Genomic DNA, 15,625 nt, shown 5'->3' on the forward strand with positions numbered 1-15,625 from the left:
CCGCGTAGGCTGGAGTCATGGCGGAGAAGTCCTGGTCGCTCGGTCGCGCGCTGCGCGGCATGTTCGTCAAGCCGACGATCGATGAGACGACGTGGGACGACCTCGAGACCGCGTTGATCCAGGCCGACTTCGGGCCGGACATCACCGAGCGGATCGTCGACGAGCTGCGCGAGAAGGTCGAGCGCTATCGCACGACCGACCCCAAGGACCTCCAGCGAATGCTGCGCGAGACGCTCGAGGAGCATTTCGCGAGGTTCGACACGACGCTGCGGCTCACCGAGCGGCCCGCGGTGGTGCTGATGGTGGGCGTGAACGGCGTGGGGAAGACGACGACGATCGGGAAGTTCGCGAAGTTCCTGCAGCGGTACGGTCGCTCGGTCGTGGTCGGTGCCGCCGACACGTTCCGCGCCGCCGCCGTCGATCAGCTGGCGACGTGGGCGGACCGCGGAGGGGCGCAGATCGTGCGGCCCCAGCAGGAGGGGCAGGATCCGGCATCCGTCGCCTATCAGACGGTGGACTTCGCCCAGCGCACGGGAACCGAGATCGTGCTGATCGACACCGCCGGGCGCCTGCACACGAAGGGCGGCCTGATGGACGAGCTCGGCAAGGTGACCCGCGTCGTCGAGAAGCTCGCGCCCATCAGCGAGGTCCTGCTGGTGCTGGATGCGACGACCGGTCAGAACGGCGTCATGCAGGCGGAGGCCTTCCTGCAGCACGCGGGCGTCACGGGTCTGGTCATCACGAAGCTCGACGGCTCCGCGAAGGGCGGTTTCGTGCTCGCCGTTCAGGAGCGCACGGGCATCCCCGTCAAGCTTCTCGGTCAGGGTGAGGGCATCGGGGACCTGACCGGCTTCACGCCGCACGTCTTCGCCGCCGCGCTCGTGGAGTGAGCCATCCGGCGACGCGCCGCGGCGGGCTACCGTGTGGCGTCGCGTGCTGGTTTCATGGAGGTATGGCGATCGAGCACGACTTCTTCGGACTCCTCGAGTCCGGACCCGACGGGTCGATCTTCTGGTCCGAGAACATCGAGTTCGGCGACCAGCAGGTCACCGTCGATCTGACGGCGCCCGATCAGGAGGACGTGACGCCCGCGGCACTCGACATCGCGGCCGGAATGGTCGCGACGATCGAGGGGATCGACCGGCTGGCGCGGGACGCCATGCTCGCGCAGGTCGATGACCGCACGAGCGAGGTGACGGAGTACATCCTGCAGCAGGAGGCGTCGTACGGGGAGGACGAGCTCCAGGAGATCCTCGCGGACGTGTCGGGCGACATCGCCGTCGACGTCATCCGCTCGCTGCAGCTGATGAGCATGACGATCCTCGCCGACGAGCTCGGCGGCGGGGACCCCTTCGCGGTGCTCGAGTACGCCCTCGACCCCGATGCGACCGACGACGTGCTCCTCGTGAATCTCGCCAGCGACGGAGCGGTTCAATCGGTCACCAGCGCCGAGTGACACGGCCGCCGGCCGGAGGCCCCCCGCAGACGCGCGGGGCGCCGGCTCAGACCGCCTGGGCGAACCCGTAGTCGACGCCCTCGGCGATGTGCGCGAGGTGAGGCGGGATCTCCCGGCCCTTCGAGATCATCGACTGGGCCCAGAGGCGGCCCGCACGGTAGGACGAGCGCACCAGCGGCCCGGCCAGCACGCCGAGGAATCCGATGCGCTCGGCCTCCTCCTTGAACTCCACGAACTCTGCGGGCTTGACCCAGCGCGCCACTGGCAGGTGGCGGGGAGAGGGGCGCAGGTACTGCGTGATCGTGATGATGTCGGTGCCCGCCTCATGCAGATCCTGCAGGGCCTGGACGACCTCCTCGGGCTCCTCGCCCATGCCGAGGATGAGGTTCGACTTCGTGATGAGCCCCGCGGCGCGCGCCTGCGTCAGCACGTCCAGCGAGCGCTCGTACCGGAACGCCGGCCGGATGCGCTTGAAGATGCGGGGCACGGTCTCGACGTTGTGCGCGAACACCTCCGGGCGGGAGGAGAAGACCTCTGCGAGCAGGTCGGGATTGCCGCTGAAGTCGGTGGCGAGGATCTCGACGCCCGTGTTCGGGTTCATCTCGTGGATCTTGCGCACGGTCTCGGCGTGCAGCCACGCGCCCTCGTCGGGCAGGTCGTCGCGAGCGACGCCCGTCACCGTGGCGTAGCGGAGATTCATCTGCACGACGCTCTCGGCGACGCGTCGCGGTTCATCGCGGTCGTAGTCGGCCGGCTTGCCGGTGTCGATCTGACAGAAGTCGCATCGTCGGGTGCACTGCGACCCGCCGATGAGGAAGGTGGCCTCGCGGTCCTCCCAGCACTCGAAGATGTTGGGACAGCCCGCCTCCTGGCAGACGGTGTGCAACCCCTCGTCCTTGACCAGCGAGTGCAGAGCGGTGTACTCCGGGCCCATCTTGGCCTTCGTCTTGATCCACTCCGGCTTGCGCTCGATGGGGGTCTCGGCGTTGCGGATCTCCAGGCGCAGAAGCTTGCGGCCCTCGGGTGTCGCGCTCATGCGGCCATCCCCGCGGGGGTGCCGGCGTATGTCGCCTCGAACGCGGCGGCCACCTCGTCGACGATGTCGGCGGGCGAGATCTCCGCGCCGGCGACCTCGCTGAGGGTGGTGACCCCGGCATCCGCGATGCCGCACGGGATGATCGCGCGGAACGCGGCGAGGGAGTTGTCGCAGTTCAGGGCGAAGCCGTGCATCGTGACGCCGCGCTGGACGCGCACACCGATCGCGGCGACCTTGTCCTCCGAGAGCGGGCGACGCACCCACACGCCGCTGCGACCCTCGATGCGGTAGCCGTCGATGCCGCGCTCGCGGAGCACATCGATGAGCACCCCTTCGAGGAGTCGCACGTGGCCCACGACGTCGACGGGCTCGTGCAGGCGCACGATGGGGTAGCCGACGAGCTGACCCGGCCCGTGCCACGTGATCTTGCCTCCCCGGTCGACATCGACGACGGGCGTGCCGTCCTGAGGGCGCTCCGCCGGCTCGGTGCGCTTGCCGGCGGTGTACACGGCCTCGTGCTCGAGGAGCAGCAGCGTGTCGGGCCGCGTGCCCTCGACGACAGCGGCGTGCACGTCGCGCTGCAGCTGCCAGCCCTGCATATAGGGGACGAGATCGGGTGAGAGTCCCACCCGCTGGATGTCGAGCACGCTTGCTCCCTCGCTTGTAGCGCTATTTTCTGTACCGCGTCCAACAATACGCCCGGATGGCGCGCGGGGTGCCCGGCCCGGGGACGCGGCGCGGCCGGATACGCTGACCGCATGTCGTCGGAGCCACGGAGCGGTCGCCCTCGCGCGTCATCGCGCGAGGTGCTCGCCGAGGCCGCGTGCGAGCTCTTCCTCGAGCAGGGGTACGCCGCGACATCCGTCTCCGACATCACGCGGCGTGCGGGCGTGAGCCGGTCGAGCTTCTTCAACTACTTCCCCTCGAAGGCCGACGTGCTCTGGGGCGGGTTCGATGAGCGCGTCGCGCGCCTGAGCACGTCGCCGGATGCCGGGGCCGACGCGGATCCGGACGCCGCGGTGCGGCGAGCCCTCGTCGAGGCGGTCGACGGGTTCGCGCCCGACAGTCTCGCGCTCGCCCTGGCCAATTCCCGGCAGATGGGGCTCGACGACGAGCTCGAGCGCGAGGCATCCGTGCGCCAGGCGCGCATCGCGCGGCACGTGGCGGGCCGGCTGCGCTCCGCCGGTGCCGGTGAGCTGCGGGCCGCGGTCGCCGGTGCGGCGTACGGGGGAGCGGTGCTGGCTGCCGTCGAGGAGTGGGCCCGGCAGGGCGCGGGACGCGTGTCGCTGCGCGACGTGCTCGTCCGCGCCCTGTCGCTGCTCGGCGTCACGGGCCCGTAGCGCCCCGCGATCGCGCGCGGGTCCGCCGAAATCGGCGCGGTATCCGCTCGCGTAAACTCGACGCATCATGGCTACCTTCGGCACCCTCTCCGATCGTCTCACCGATACGTTCCGCAACCTTCGCAAGAAGGGGCAGCTCTCGCCCGCCGACGTGGATGCGACGGTGCGGGAGATCCGGCGTGCCCTCCTGGACGCCGACGTGGCCCTGTCCGTCGTGAAGGACTTCGCCGCGACCGTGCGGGAGCGCGCCCTCGGCGACGAGGTCAACCGCGCCCTCAATCCCGCGCAGCAGGTCGTCCAGATCGTCAACGAGGAGCTCGTCGCGATCCTCGGCGGGCAGCAGCGCCGGCTCCAGTTCGCCAAGACCGCCCCTACCGTGATCATGCTCGCGGGCCTGCAGGGCTCGGGCAAGACGACCTTCGCGGGCAAGCTCGCCAAGCAGCTCGAGAAGGAGGGGCACACGCCCCTCCTCGTCGCCGCCGACCTCCAGCGTCCCAACGCCGTGGGCCAGCTCCAGGTCGTCGCCGAGCGCGCCGGCGCCGCCGTCTACGCACCCGAGCCCGGCAACGGCGTCGGCGACCCCGTGCGTGTCGCGCGCGACGGCGTCGAGCACGCCCGCCGCCAGCAGCACGACGTCGTCATCATCGACACGGCGGGTCGCCTCGGCGTCGACGCCGAGCTCATGAAGCAGGCCTCCGACATCCGCCGCGTCACCGACCCGGACGAGGTGCTGTTCGTCATCGACGCGATGATCGGTCAGGATGCCGTCAACACCGCCAAGGCGTTCCAGGAGGGGGTCGACTTCACCGGCGTCGTGCTCTCCAAGCTCGACGGCGACGCCCGCGGTGGCGCGGCGCTCTCCGTCGCCTCCGTCACCGGCCGGCCGATCATCTACGCCTCCACGGGCGAGGGCCTCGACGACCTCGAGGCCTTCCACCCCGATCGCATGGCGAGTCGCATCCTCGACCTCGGTGACATCCTCACCCTCATCGAGCAGGCCCAGCAGGCGTTCGACGAGGACGAGGCGCGCAAGGTCGCCGAGAAGCTCGCGAAGGAGCAGTTCACCCTCGAGGACTTCCTCGAGCAGATGCAGCAGCTGAAGAAGATGGGTTCGATGAAGAAGATGCTCGGCATGCTGCCGGGCATGGGCGCGATGAAGCAGCAGCTGGAGGACTTCGACGAGAGCGAGCTGGGTCGCACCGAGGCGATCATCCGCTCGATGACGCCGGGGGAGCGACGCAACCCCAAGGTCCTGAACGGATCGCGGCGGCTCCGCATCGCGCGGGGGTCGGGTTCGACCGTGACCGACGTCAATCAGCTCGTGACGCGCTTCGACCAGGCGGCGAAGATGATGAAGACGGTCGCGCGTGGCGGGATGCCGCAGATTCCCGGCATGGGCCCGATGCCCGGCGCCCACGGCGGCGGCAAGCGGGGAAAGCAGCAGAAGGCGAAGGGCGGCTCGCGGTCGGGCAACCCCGCCAAGCGCGCCGCGGAGAACGCGGGTGTCGGCGCCAAGGCCCCGACGGGGTCGGGGTTCGGCCTGGGCGCGGGCGGGGCGGGCGCGGGGGCGCCGAGCGAGGCCGATCTGGCGGAGATCCAGAAGCTGTTCGGTAAGGGCTGAGCCCCCGCTTGGGGGCCTCATCGGATGCCGCGGCCCCACCGCAGCATCCTCACCCCATGCCGAGGTGCTGACGCAGCGTGGGGCCCGTGCGGAACTCCCGGATGAGGTGCTGAACGACCTGGCGGAGGTCGCCGCCGGAGGCCTCCGCCACCACGAGCTGGCGCTCGTAGCTCGCCCCCTGCGTGAGGATCGCCTCCAGGCCCGCGAACTCGCGCGCGCACTTGATCTCCTCGGCGATGGGCTGCAGGCGTGCCATCGTCTCCCGCAGATGGTCGGCGACGAGCTCCTGGGTGCCGGCGCGGTCGACGATGACCCGCGCGTCCATGCCGTACCGCGCGGCGCGCCACTTGTTCTCACGGACGAACCACGGCTGGATGGTGGGCAGCTCCCGGCCCACGTCGAGCTCGCGCGAGAAGTGCTCCACCAGCACCTGCGTGAGCGCCGCGACCGCCGCCAGCTCCGGAAGGGTCGACATGCCATCGCACGCCCGCACCTCGACGGTGCCCCAGCGCGGTGCGGGACGGATGTCCCACCGCACCTCCGTGGCATCCTCCATCACACCGGTGCGCACCATGTCGTCGAGGTAGGACTCGTACTGCGCCCACGTGTCCAGCTGCCACGGCAGTCCCGCCGTGGGCAGCTGCTGGAAGACCAGCGCGCGGTTGGACGCGTATCCCGTGCGCTCGCCGGCCCAGTAGGGGCTGGATGCCGAGAGCGCCTGCAGGTGGGGCAGGTACACCGACAGTGCACCGATGATCGGGAGCACTTTGTCGACGTCGTCGACGCCGATGTGGACGTGGATGCCCCAGATCATCATGTTGCGGCCCCACCACTGGGTCCGCTCGATCAGGGTGTTGTAGCGCGTCTTGTCGGTGACCGACTGCTCGAACCACTGCGCGAACGGGTGCGAGCCCGCGCAGAGCATCTCGATCCCGCGCGGGTCGGTGATCTCGCGCACGGCGGCTATCGCGTCGGCGATGTCGTCCACCGCCGCGGCGACAGTGTCGCCGACCCCGCTGGTGAGCTCGATCGTGTTCGTCAGCAGCTCGCCGGTGACGGTGAAGCGCTCGAGGCGGGTCTCCTCCTCGAGGTGTTCGAGCACCTCGGGAGCGCGAGGGACGAGGTCGCCCGAGGTGCCGTCGGCGAGCATGAGCTCCCACTCGATGCCGACGGTCGATCGGGGCGATGCCGCGAACGTCACTGTCATGGCGACAGTCTGGCACGCGGCATCCCGCGTCTCCGCTGCGGCCGGGGGGTTCGCGGGAGACCCGCGGATCTGGCAGAATGGTGGGTCGGGTCCAGCGCTCGACCCTCTATCCAGCGCGGTCCCGACTTATTGAGCTTCCGCCGGGTGTGCACCCCACGCTCCAGGCGATCGGTTCGTTCCCTTCCACACCATTCAGGAGAATCGTGGCTGTCAAGATCCGTCTCAAGCGCCTGGGCAAGATCCGTGCGCCGTATTACCGCATCGTCGTCGCCGACTCGCGCACCAAGCGCGATGGTCGTGTCATCGAGGAGATCGGCAAGTACCACCCCACCGAGGAGCCCTCGCTCATCGAGGTCGACTCCGACCGCGCCCAGTACTGGCTGGGCGTCGGCGCCCAGCCGACCGAGCAGGTGGCTGCGCTGCTGAAGCTCACGGGCGACTGGGGCAAGTTCAAGGGCGACAAGGACGCGGTCTCGACCGTGAAGGTCGCCGAGCCGAAGCAGGCGTTCCAGGCGGATGCCGCCAAGAAGCCCGTGCTGCTGCCGAAGGCCGAGAAGAAGGCCGCTCCCGCCGAGCAGCCCGCCGAGGCCGCGTCCGACGACGCGACCACCGACGCCGAGTAAGACGTTGCTCGCCGCCGCGCTCGAACACCTCGTCAAGGGCATCGTCGATCACCCCGACGATGTCCGCATCGACGCTGTCTCCTCCGCTCGCGGGGAGGTCCTCGAGGTGCGCGTGCACCCCGATGACCGAGGCCGGGTGATCGGGCGCGGCGGACGCAACGCGAAAGCCCTCCGCACGCTCGTCTCCGCGCTCGCCGACGGTCGCCGCGTGCGCGTCGACGTCGCGGATGACTGACGTGCCCGAGGACACCGGGCCCGTCAAGGCCCGTCCCCCGAAGGGGGCGAAGACCCAGCTGCGCGTCGGGCGCCTCGTGAAGGCGCACGGTCTCAAGGGCGCCCTCAAGCTGGAGCTCTACACCGACGACCCCGAGGGGCGGTTCACGCCCGGGGCCACTTTCACCCTGCAGGTGCCGGAGTCCTCTCCCTGGCACGGCAAGCCGTTGACGGTCCGGGAGTTCCGCTGGATGAACAGCCACCCGGTCGCCTTCTTCGAGGGCGTCGACGACCGCAACGCCGCGGAGGCGCTCGTCCGCGCGATCCTGTGGATCGACGCGGATGCGGCGGCCGAGCCTTCGGAGCCCGACGCCTGGTACGACCATCAGCTGACGGGGCTCGACGTCGTGCGCGACGGGGTGAGCGTCGGTCGGGTCATCCGCGTCGAGCATCTGCCCGCGCAGGACCTGCTGATCGTCAAGGCCGGTGAGCGCGAGATCATGGTGCCCTTCGTCGGCGCCATCGTGCCGGAGGTCGACGTCGACGCGGGACGTGTCGTGGTCACGCCGCCCGCCGGTCTCTTCGAGGACCTGGACGACGAACCGGACGAGGACGAGCCGCACGAGGACGCGCCGGGCGAGGCGTCGGCGGATGACGGCGCCGGCGACGACGCTCGCGAGAGCTGACGGGGCCGGCGTCGTGCGCATCGACATCGTCACGATCTTCCCGGCGTTCTTCGATGTGCTGGACCTGTCGCTCATCGGGAAGGCGCGGGCGCGCGGCATCCTGGATCTGAGGGTCCATGACCTCCGCTCCCACACCCACGACCGCCATCGCACCGTCGACGACACCCCGTACGGGGGCGGGGCGGGCATGGTGATGAAGCCCGAGCCGTGGGGCGAGGCGCTCGATGGCATCCTCGGCGAGGACGCCGTGCTGATCGTGCCCTCCCCCGCCGGGGAGCTGTTCACGCAGGCGACCGCTCGCGAGCTCGCGTCCGAGCAGCATGTCGTCTTCGCCTGCGGACGCTACGAGGGCATCGACCAGCGCGTGATCGACCACTACGCGGCGCGCGGCCGGGTGCGGCTCATGAGCCTCGGAGACTACGTCCTCAACGGGGGAGAGGTCGCCGCGATGGCGATGATCGAGGCCGTCACGCGGCTCGTGCCTGGCGTCGTCGGCAATCCCTCGAGCCTCGTCGAGGAATCGCACGAGGACGGCCTGCTGGAGTACCCGATCTACACGAAGCCGCCCGTCTGGCGGGATCGATCGGTCCCCGAGATCCTGCTCGGCGGAAACCACGGCGCGATCGCCCAGTGGCGACGCGAGCAGAGCATCGAACGCACGCGTCAGTACCGTCCCGATCTGCTGAGCTGACCGCTCCGGGCGTCACCCGGCGCTCGGCGGGGCCGCGGATCGTTACGGGCCGTACATGCGCGCGGGGCGCGAACGGTGGAGAATCGCGGGAACGCCCGTGGACCATCTCTGCAGAGGAACCTCTCATGCGCCGCGCCAAGATCGTCGCCACCCTCGGACCCGCATCGCAGGACGAGGACACCATCGAAGCCCTCGTGCGCGCGGGCATGGACGTCGCCCGGCTCAACCTCAGCCACGGCGATCGCGAGGTCCATGAGAGCGTCTACCAGCGGGTCAGGCGCGCCGCAGACCTGACGGGTCGCGCCGTCGGTGTGCTGGTCGACCTGCAGGGCCCCAAGATCCGGCTCGGACGATTCGCAGACGGCCCCCACGACCTCGAGCCCGGAGACCTGTTCACGATCACCACCGAGGACGTGCGGGGGACGAAGGACTACTGCGGCACGACCTTCGCGCCGCTCGTCCGGGACGCCGCTCCGGGCGACACGCTGCTCATCGACGACGGGCGCGTGCGGCTGCGCGCGATCGAGAGCGACGGCGTGCGCCTGCTGACGGAGGTCGTCGTGGGAGGCACCGTCTCCGACAACAAGGGGATCAACCTGCCGGGAGTGGACGTGCGGGTCCCCGCCCTCACGGAGAAGGACGAGTCCGACCTGCGGTGGGCGCTCGCGCTGGGGGCGGACATGATCGCTCTGTCGTTCGTCCGCTCTCCCAAGGACGCGCTGCGTGTGCTGCGGATCATGGCCGAGGAGGGCCGGCGTGTGCCCGTCATCGCGAAGATCGAGAAGCCGGAGGCCGTCGAGGCGATGCACGCCATCGTCGATGCGTTCGACGGCGTCATGGTCGCGCGCGGCGACCTCGGCGTGGAACTGCCGCTCGAGCAGGTTCCCATCGTCCAGAAACGCGCGGTGCAGGAGGCGCGCCGCTGGGCGAAGCCGGTGATCGTCGCGACGCAGATGCTGGAGTCGATGATCGAGAACCCGGTTCCGACGCGGGCCGAGACCTCCGACGTCGCGAACGCCGTGCTCGACGGGGCCGACGCGCTGATGCTGTCGGGGGAGACGGGTGTCGGAGCGCACCCCGTCACGGTCGTGTCGACGATGGCGAGGATCATCGAGTCGACGGAGCGCCACGGGTTGGAACGGATCCCCCCTCTCGGGACGAGTCCGCGCACGCAGGGCGGCGCCATGACCCTCGCCGCGACGGAGATCGCGGACTTCGTCGGGGCCCGATTCCTGTGCGTCTTCAGCCAGTCGGGGGATTCCGCCCGTCGGATGGCGCGGCTGCGGCATCCCACGCCCATCCTCGCCTTCACCGACATGCCCGGGACGCGATGCCGCCTCGCGCTCACGTGGGGCGTGGAGACCTTCCTCGTTCCGCGCGTGGGGACCACGGACGAGCTCATACGTCTCGTCGACGAGGTGGTGCTCGGATCGGGCCGCGCGTCGGCAGGGGAGGTCGTGGTGATGACCGCGGGGGCTCCTCCCGGCGTCCCCGGCACGACCAACAACGTCCGCGTGCACCGCCTCGGCGACGTGGGCGGCGCGTGACGCGGACCGGCCCTGCGCCTAGGCCTGTCCGGGGCCTCGCGCGGGCGAGCGGGTCGGAGACCGAATGGGCTCGATGCGCACGATCGCTGTCTTGAACTCCGGCATCGCCGAGATCGGGTCGACCGCATCGCTCGTGAGCAGGTTCGCGCTTTCGGCATCCGCGAAGTGGAACGGAAGGAAGATCGTGTCGGGGCGGATGTCGGGGCTCATCCCCACCACGGCATCCACCGTCCCCCGCGTGTTGGACACCCTCACGAGGCCGCCGTCGGTGAGCCCCCGATCGGCCGCGGTGACGGGGTGCAGCTGTGCCACGACGCGCGGACGGGCGTCGTTCAGCTCGGCCACCCGTCGGGTCTGGGCCCCGCTCTGGTAGTGCTCGAGGAGCCGACCGGTGATGAGGGTGAGCTCGTCTCCCGCCGCCGTCCGCCGGTGCGCTGCGCGCCTCACGGCCACGAGACGGGCACGACCGTCGGGGTGCGCGAAGCCGTCGTCGAAGAGGCGCTGCGTGCCCGTGCTCCCCACCGGGAAAGGCCAGAAGGCGGCGTCCCCGCGCTCGCTCATCTCGTCGAGCAGGACGTGACTGAGGCCGGAGTAGTCGGCGAGTCCGCCCGCCGACGCGCGGGCGAGTTCGTCGAAGACCTCGGCCGGATCGAGGCTCCATGTGCCGGGCGCATCCAGGCGCCGCGCGAGCTCTGCCATGATCCACAACTCGCTGCGTGCGCCCTCCGGCGCGGTCAGCGCCCGCCGACGGCGGAGCACGCGCCCCTCGAGATTGGTCATCGTGCCCTCCTCCTCGGCCCACTGGAGCACGGGCAGGACGAGGTCGGCGAGTCGCGCGGTCTCGCTCAGGACGAAGTCGCAGACGACGAGGAGGTCGAGGCGGGCGAGGGCGGCCCGGGCCGCCCCGGCGTTCGGCGCCGAGACGACGACATTCGACCCGTGCACGAGCAGCGCCTTGACGCCCGCGTCGGTGCCTGCGCTCTGCAGTAGCTGGACGGCGGGCACGCCCGGTCCGGGGATCGCGTCGGCATCCACGCCCCATACGCTCGCCACGTGCGTGCGCGCCTCCGGGTCGGTGATCTTGCGGTACCCGGGCAGTTGATCGGCCTTCTGCCCGTGCTCGCGTCCGCCCTGTCCGTTGCCCTGGCCTGTCAGGGTCCCGTACCCGCTGCCCGGTTTGCCGGGCAGACCGAGCAGCAGGGCGAGGTTGATCGCGGCCGTCGCCGTATCGGTGCCGTCGGCGTGCTGTTCCACGCCGCGTCCCGTGAGGATGTAGGTCGAGCGCCCCTCGGCCAGCCGGCGGGCCAGGGCGCGCAGTGTGGGCGCGGGCACGCCCGTGGCCTGCTGCACGCGCTCGGGCCACCACGACGCCACCGATGCGCGCAGCGTGGACAGCCCTGTCGTGCGGGCGGCGACGTATTCGGAGTCGTAGAGGCGCTCGGCGAGGACGATATGGCACAGGCCCAGCAGCAGCGGCAGATCGCTGCCCGGCACCGGCTGGACGTGCAGGCCGCCGCCGTCCTCGGTCAGGCGAGCGGTGCTGCTGCGGCGCGGGTCGACGACGAGCAACCCGCCCGCGGCGCGCGCTCCCTGCAGGTGCGAGACGAACGGCGGCATGGTGTCGCCGACGTTCGAGCCCAGCAGCATCACGGTGTCGGCCGTGTCGAGGTCGGTCAGCGGAAAGGGCAGGCCCCTGTCGATGCCGAAGGCCCGGGTGGATGCCGCCGCAGCCGACGACATGCAGAAGCGCCCGTTGTAGTCGATGCGCGAGGTCCGCAGGGCGATGCGGGCGAACTTGCCCAGCTGGTACGCCTTCTCGTTCGTGAGGCCGCCGCCCCCGAAGACACCGACCGCGTCGGGACCGTGCTCGGACCGCAGCTCCTGCAGTCGTGCCGCGAGGGTGTCGAGAGCGGTCTCCCAGGAGGTCTCCTGCAGCTCGCCGTCCTCTCCGCGCACGAGAGGCGTCGTGAGGCGATCGGGGATCGCGAGCAGTTCCGCCGAGGTCCAGCCCTTCTTGCAGAGCCCGCCGCGGTTGGTGGGGAAATCCCGGCCCGTCACGCGCACGGGCACGCGGTCGCCCGGGGCGGGATCCAGGGTCATCGCGCACTGCAGCGCGCAGTAGGGGCAGTGCGTGGCGGTTCCGGTGGAGGGCCCGTCGCCACCGCCGGCGGCGTCCGGCGCGCTCATGCGGGTGCCGCCTCGAGGGTGCCGGAGGCGGTCAGTATCTCGGCGATGCGGGAGCGGCAGCCTCCGCATCCGGTGCCCGCGCGGGTGCAGCGTCCGATCTCGGGGACGCTGGCGCAGCCGTCGGCGATGGCGTCCTCGATGGCACCGGCCGTGACGGCGTTGCAGACGCACACGGTCGCTTCGCGCCCGGTCGCCCGCGGCGCGAGGTCCTCGACGGCGTCCAGACGCAGCAGAAGCGAACGGTCGGAGGGGAGCTCTCCTCGCCGCGTGTACAGCACACCCAGCTCGGCGGCCGTGCGCGGCATCCCGACGCTGACGAAGCCGGTCAGCACGCCGTCGCGCGTCACCATCTTCGTGTACGTGCCGTGCTCGGGATCGGCCCAGAGCGCGACGCCCGGCGCCTGCTCGCCGCGGGGGACCGGAGCGAACGGGTCGGCGCTGACATCGCCCGCCGACACGAGATCGACGCCCTCGGCCTTCAGGAGCACGACCCCCGGCGTGTCGTCGACGAAGGGTTCGACGTCGGAGCCCTCGCACTCCGCGATCAGGGCCCGCGCGAGCCATTCCGCTTGGCGCCAGCCCGGGCCGATGAGCCCCGCGGGTCCGCCGGGGACCACCTGGTCGTGCAGATGCGCGTCGGCGTCGCCGATGTGCGCGCAGTCCCCGATCGCGAGGATGTCCGGATCGGTCCATGAGCGCAGTCGGTCATCGACGAGGACGCCGCCGCCCACCCGCAGGCCCGCCTCGCCGGCGAGCTCGGCGCGGGCGGTGACACCGCACGAGAGCACCAGAAGATCGCCCTGGATGCGTTTGCCGTCGGCGCTGACGAGAGCCTCGAATCGGCGGATGCCCCGCTCGTCCGGGCGCGCCACGATCGCCTCGGCGCGGGTGTGCGGGACGACTTGTACTCCCGCGCGCTCGAGGGCGGCTCCCAGGACGGCCGCCGCCCCGCGATCGAGTTGTCGCGGCATGGGCGTGGGGCCGAAGTGGGCCACCGACGGGCGGGCGCCCGCCTGGGCGAGCAGGAGGGCCAGCTCGATGCCGAGCACCCCCGCCCCGAGAACGACGACCCGGCCGCCCTCGGCGACCACTGTGCGCACGCGCTCGGCGTCTTCGGCGGTGCGCAGGACGCACACGCCCTCGGTGAGGGTGTCGTCCAGCCCGTCGGAGGCGCCCACGATCCGCTCGAGACCGTCGAGCACGGGGACGTTGGCGCGAGCTCCCGTCGCCAGCACGAGGCGGTCGTAGACGAGACGATCGCCCGTGGAGAGGTGCACGAGGTGCGCCTCGCGGTCGATCCCGGTCGCCCGGACACCGCGCAGCACGGTGGCGCCGGCATCCGTCAGCGTGGTCGACCCGAGGAGGGTGAGGTCGTCGCGGGCGACCTCACCGGCCGCATACTCCGCCACGAGCACGCGGTTGTACGGGTCGTCCCGCTCCGCTCCGACGACGGTCAGGGCGACCCGGCCGGCGGCGATGGCCGGAAGCATCTCCTCGGCGAATCGCGCACCGACGGGGCCGAAGCCGACGAGCACGACGCGGAGCAGGACGGGGGTGCTCATGCGGTTCAGATCCTCTGTCCGGCGAGCGAGCGGCGCGGGATCACATAGGCGAACACCGTGATCAGCAGCAGTGCGACATAGGCCCCGACGAATCCGTAGAAGGCGGCCGAGTACGCGCCCGTGGCCAGCTGCGAGGCGTTCAGGATCTGCGGGATCACGAAGCCGCCGTAGGCCCCGATGGCCGAGATCAGCCCGAGCGCGGCGGCCGCCTTGCGCTGCATGCCCATGCTGCCCGACGTGGCGCCCCGCGCCAGCCCACGGGCGGCGAACACGTTGGGGATCATGCGGTACGTCGATCCGTTGCCCACGCCGGTGGCGGCGAAGAGCACGAGGAAGCAGCCGAGGAAGAGCGGGAAGCTGCGCATCGGGAGCGTCCACACCAGGGCGAGGGCCCCGAGGGCCATGACGGCGAAGGCCGCTACCGTGATCCGGGCTCCGCCGAACCGGTCGGCCAGTTTCCCGCCGTAGGGACGCGCGAGCGATCCGACGAGCGCACCCAGGAAGGCGAGGGAGATCGCCGCCTGCCCGATCTGGAACGTGGAGAACTCGGGGAACTGGTCGGCGATGAGCTTCGGGAAGACGCTCGCGAAGCCGATGAACGAGCCGAAGGTGCCGATGTAGAGCAGCGACATCAGCCAGAGGTGCGGCTCGCGAAGCGCTGCGGCGGAGCCCGCGACGTCCGCCTTGGCATTGGACAGGTTGTCCATGTAATGCCACGCGCCCCAGATCGCGAGGAGGATGAGGGGGATCCACATCCATCCCGCGAGCGAGATGTTCAGCGTCGCACCCGCACCGATGGTGACGGCGATCGGCACCGTGAACTGCGCCACCGACGTGCCGAGGTTGCCGCCCGCGGCGTTCAGGCCCAGGGCCCAGCCCTTCTCCTTCTGCGGGAAGAAGTAGGTGATGTTGGCCATGGAGCTGGCGAAGTTGCCGCCGCCGAACCCCGCGAGGGCCGCGACGAGCAGGAGCACGCCGAACGGGGTGTCGGGGTTGCCGACGACGAACCCCAGCAGGGTCGCGGGGATCAGCAGGAGCGCGGCCGAGACGATCGTCCAGTTGCGCCCGCCGAATCGGGCGACCATGAAGGTGTACGGGAAGCGCATCGTGGCGCCCACGAGGCTCGGCAGCGAGATGAGCCAGAACGACTGGGAGCTGGTGAGATCGAAGCCCGCGGCGGGCAGCATGACGACGACGATGCTCCACAGCTGCCAGACGATGAAGCCGAGGAACTCGGCGAAGATCGACCAACCGAGGTTGCGCCGGGCGATGCCGCGACCCTCGCCCCGCCAGAAGTCGGCGTTCTCGGGGTCGTAGCCGTCGACCCATCGTCCGGGGCGGCGGGTGAGGCGGACGGGGGCGCTCCCCCCGGGCGCTGGGGTTCCGGCATCGCTGCCGACGGACGAGGGCTGCACGGTCGTTGACATCGGATCTCCTCGGATAGGCGTGATCCGAC

The 15,625-nt window shown here is 70.9% G+C and carries 15 protein-coding genes; 9 read left to right on the top strand and 6 right to left on the bottom strand.

Annotated features, from left to right (window positions below; translation table 11 throughout):
- Positions 1-17: 17 nt before the first annotated feature.
- Both ftsY and RYJ27_RS04810 read left to right on the top strand, forming a co-directional pair.
- On the top strand, positions 18-890 hold the full coding sequence (ftsY, locus tag RYJ27_RS04805; RefSeq protein ID WP_330171611.1) for a signal recognition particle-docking protein FtsY: 873 nt from the start codon (positions 18-20) through the stop codon (positions 888-890).
- Between the two features lie 62 nt (positions 891-952).
- Positions 953-1,456 (top strand): DUF2004 domain-containing protein, encoded by a 504-nt coding sequence (locus RYJ27_RS04810; RefSeq protein ID WP_330171612.1) that lies wholly within the window; start codon positions 953-955, stop codon positions 1,454-1,456.
- A 46-nt stretch (positions 1,457-1,502) separates the two neighbouring features.
- On the opposite strand, the gene lipA is transcribed toward RYJ27_RS04810, so the two are convergent.
- On the bottom strand, positions 1,503-2,492 hold the full coding sequence (gene lipA, locus RYJ27_RS04815; RefSeq protein ID WP_330171613.1) for a lipoyl synthase: 990 nt from the start codon (positions 2,490-2,492) through the stop codon (positions 1,503-1,505).
- Positions 2,489-3,139 carry a lipoyl(octanoyl) transferase LipB gene (lipB, locus tag RYJ27_RS04820; RefSeq protein WP_330171614.1) on the bottom strand — a complete coding sequence of 217 codons (651 nt, stop codon included), beginning with the start codon at positions 3,137-3,139 and terminating at the stop codon, positions 2,489-2,491. The genes lipA and lipB overlap by 4 nt, the downstream gene beginning before the upstream one ends.
- A 111-nt stretch (positions 3,140-3,250) precedes the next feature.
- Between lipB and RYJ27_RS04825 the strand changes: the two genes are divergently transcribed.
- Both RYJ27_RS04825 and ffh read left to right on the top strand, forming a co-directional pair.
- Complete coding sequence (locus RYJ27_RS04825; protein WP_330171615.1) at positions 3,251-3,832, top strand: TetR/AcrR family transcriptional regulator; 582 nt, start codon at positions 3,251-3,253, stop codon at positions 3,830-3,832.
- Between the two features lie 67 nt (positions 3,833-3,899).
- Positions 3,900-5,453, top strand: a complete 1,554-nt coding sequence (gene ffh / locus RYJ27_RS04830) for a signal recognition particle protein (protein ID WP_330171616.1) — start codon at positions 3,900-3,902, stop codon at positions 5,451-5,453.
- Between the two features lie 49 nt (positions 5,454-5,502).
- On the opposite strand, the gene RYJ27_RS04835 is transcribed toward ffh, so the two are convergent.
- Positions 5,503-6,660 (bottom strand): glutamate--cysteine ligase, encoded by a 1,158-nt coding sequence (locus RYJ27_RS04835; protein ID WP_330171617.1) that lies wholly within the window; start codon positions 6,658-6,660, stop codon positions 5,503-5,505.
- Between the two features lie 203 nt (positions 6,661-6,863).
- On the opposite strand from RYJ27_RS04835, the gene rpsP reads away from it, so the two are divergent.
- From rpsP to pyk, 5 genes are all read left to right on the top strand, one after another.
- A complete protein-coding gene (gene rpsP, locus RYJ27_RS04840) occupies positions 6,864-7,283 on the top strand; it encodes a 30S ribosomal protein S16 (protein ID WP_330171618.1) in 420 nt (139 codons plus the stop codon).
- Positions 7,284-7,287: 4 nt separating this feature from the next.
- The gene (locus RYJ27_RS04845; protein ID WP_330171619.1) at positions 7,288-7,518 is read left to right on the top strand and encodes an RNA-binding protein; all 231 of its coding nucleotides are present in this window, start codon (positions 7,288-7,290) and stop codon (positions 7,516-7,518) included.
- Positions 7,511-8,182: a ribosome maturation factor RimM gene (rimM, locus tag RYJ27_RS04850; protein ID WP_330171620.1), complete on the top strand. Its 672-nt coding sequence runs from the start codon at positions 7,511-7,513 to the stop codon at positions 8,180-8,182. Before RYJ27_RS04845 ends, rimM begins: the two co-directional genes overlap by 8 nt.
- 13 nt (positions 8,183-8,195) lie before the next feature.
- The gene (gene trmD, locus RYJ27_RS04855; RefSeq protein ID WP_330171987.1) at positions 8,196-8,873 is read left to right on the top strand and encodes a tRNA (guanosine(37)-N1)-methyltransferase TrmD; all 678 of its coding nucleotides are present in this window, start codon (positions 8,196-8,198) and stop codon (positions 8,871-8,873) included.
- A gap of 125 nt (positions 8,874-8,998) precedes the next feature.
- Entirely contained in the window at positions 8,999-10,420 is a 1,422-nt protein-coding gene (gene pyk / locus RYJ27_RS04860; protein ID WP_330171621.1) for a pyruvate kinase, read from the top strand.
- Positions 10,421-10,438: 18 nt separating this feature from the next.
- On the opposite strand, the gene RYJ27_RS04865 is transcribed toward pyk, so the two are convergent.
- The 3 genes from RYJ27_RS04865 to RYJ27_RS04875 are packed head-to-tail and all read right to left on the bottom strand — an operon-like array spanning position 10,439 to position 15,596.
- Positions 10,439-12,607 carry a molybdopterin oxidoreductase family protein gene (locus RYJ27_RS04865; RefSeq protein WP_330171622.1) on the bottom strand — a complete coding sequence of 723 codons (2,169 nt, stop codon included), beginning with the start codon at positions 12,605-12,607 and terminating at the stop codon, positions 10,439-10,441.
- Positions 12,604-14,169 carry an FAD-dependent oxidoreductase gene (locus RYJ27_RS04870; RefSeq protein WP_330171623.1) on the bottom strand — a complete coding sequence of 522 codons (1,566 nt, stop codon included), beginning with the start codon at positions 14,167-14,169 and terminating at the stop codon, positions 12,604-12,606. The genes RYJ27_RS04865 and RYJ27_RS04870 overlap by 4 nt, the downstream gene beginning before the upstream one ends.
- A gap of 5 nt (positions 14,170-14,174) precedes the next feature.
- Complete coding sequence (locus tag RYJ27_RS04875) at positions 14,175-15,596, bottom strand: MFS transporter (protein WP_330171624.1); 1,422 nt, start codon at positions 15,594-15,596, stop codon at positions 14,175-14,177.
- Between the last annotated feature and the right edge of the window lie 29 nt (positions 15,597-15,625).

The sequence above is a fragment of the Microbacterium limosum genome (genome assembly GCF_036324365.1).
GTDB classification, from domain to species: Bacteria; Actinomycetota; Actinomycetes; order Actinomycetales; family Microbacteriaceae; genus Microbacterium; species Microbacterium limosum.

Excerpts from the sequence above, each read along its gene's own strand:
- ftsY (WP_330171611.1), top strand. The coding sequence starts at position 18 with ATGGCGGAGAAGTCCTGGTCGCTCGGTCGCGCGCTGCGCGGCATGTTC.
- RYJ27_RS04865 (WP_330171622.1), bottom strand. The coding sequence starts at position 12,607 with ATGAGCGCGCCGGACGCCGCCGGCGGTGGCGACGGGCCCTCCACCGGA.
- rimM (WP_330171620.1), top strand. The coding sequence starts at position 7,511 with ATGACTGACGTGCCCGAGGACACCGGGCCCGTCAAGGCCCGTCCCCCG.
- RYJ27_RS04870 (WP_330171623.1), bottom strand. The coding sequence starts at position 14,169 with ATGAGCACCCCCGTCCTGCTCCGCGTCGTGCTCGTCGGCTTCGGCCCC.
- RYJ27_RS04875 (WP_330171624.1), bottom strand. The coding sequence starts at position 15,596 with ATGTCAACGACCGTGCAGCCCTCGTCCGTCGGCAGCGATGCCGGAACC.
- ffh (WP_330171616.1), top strand. The coding sequence starts at position 3,900 with ATGGCTACCTTCGGCACCCTCTCCGATCGTCTCACCGATACGTTCCGC.
- RYJ27_RS04835 (WP_330171617.1), bottom strand. The coding sequence starts at position 6,660 with ATGACAGTGACGTTCGCGGCATCGCCCCGATCGACCGTCGGCATCGAG.
- pyk (WP_330171621.1), top strand. The coding sequence starts at position 8,999 with ATGCGCCGCGCCAAGATCGTCGCCACCCTCGGACCCGCATCGCAGGAC.
- lipA (WP_330171613.1), bottom strand. The coding sequence starts at position 2,492 with ATGAGCGCGACACCCGAGGGCCGCAAGCTTCTGCGCCTGGAGATCCGC.
- RYJ27_RS04825 (WP_330171615.1), top strand. The coding sequence starts at position 3,251 with ATGTCGTCGGAGCCACGGAGCGGTCGCCCTCGCGCGTCATCGCGCGAG.
- RYJ27_RS04810 (WP_330171612.1), top strand. The coding sequence starts at position 953 with ATGGCGATCGAGCACGACTTCTTCGGACTCCTCGAGTCCGGACCCGAC.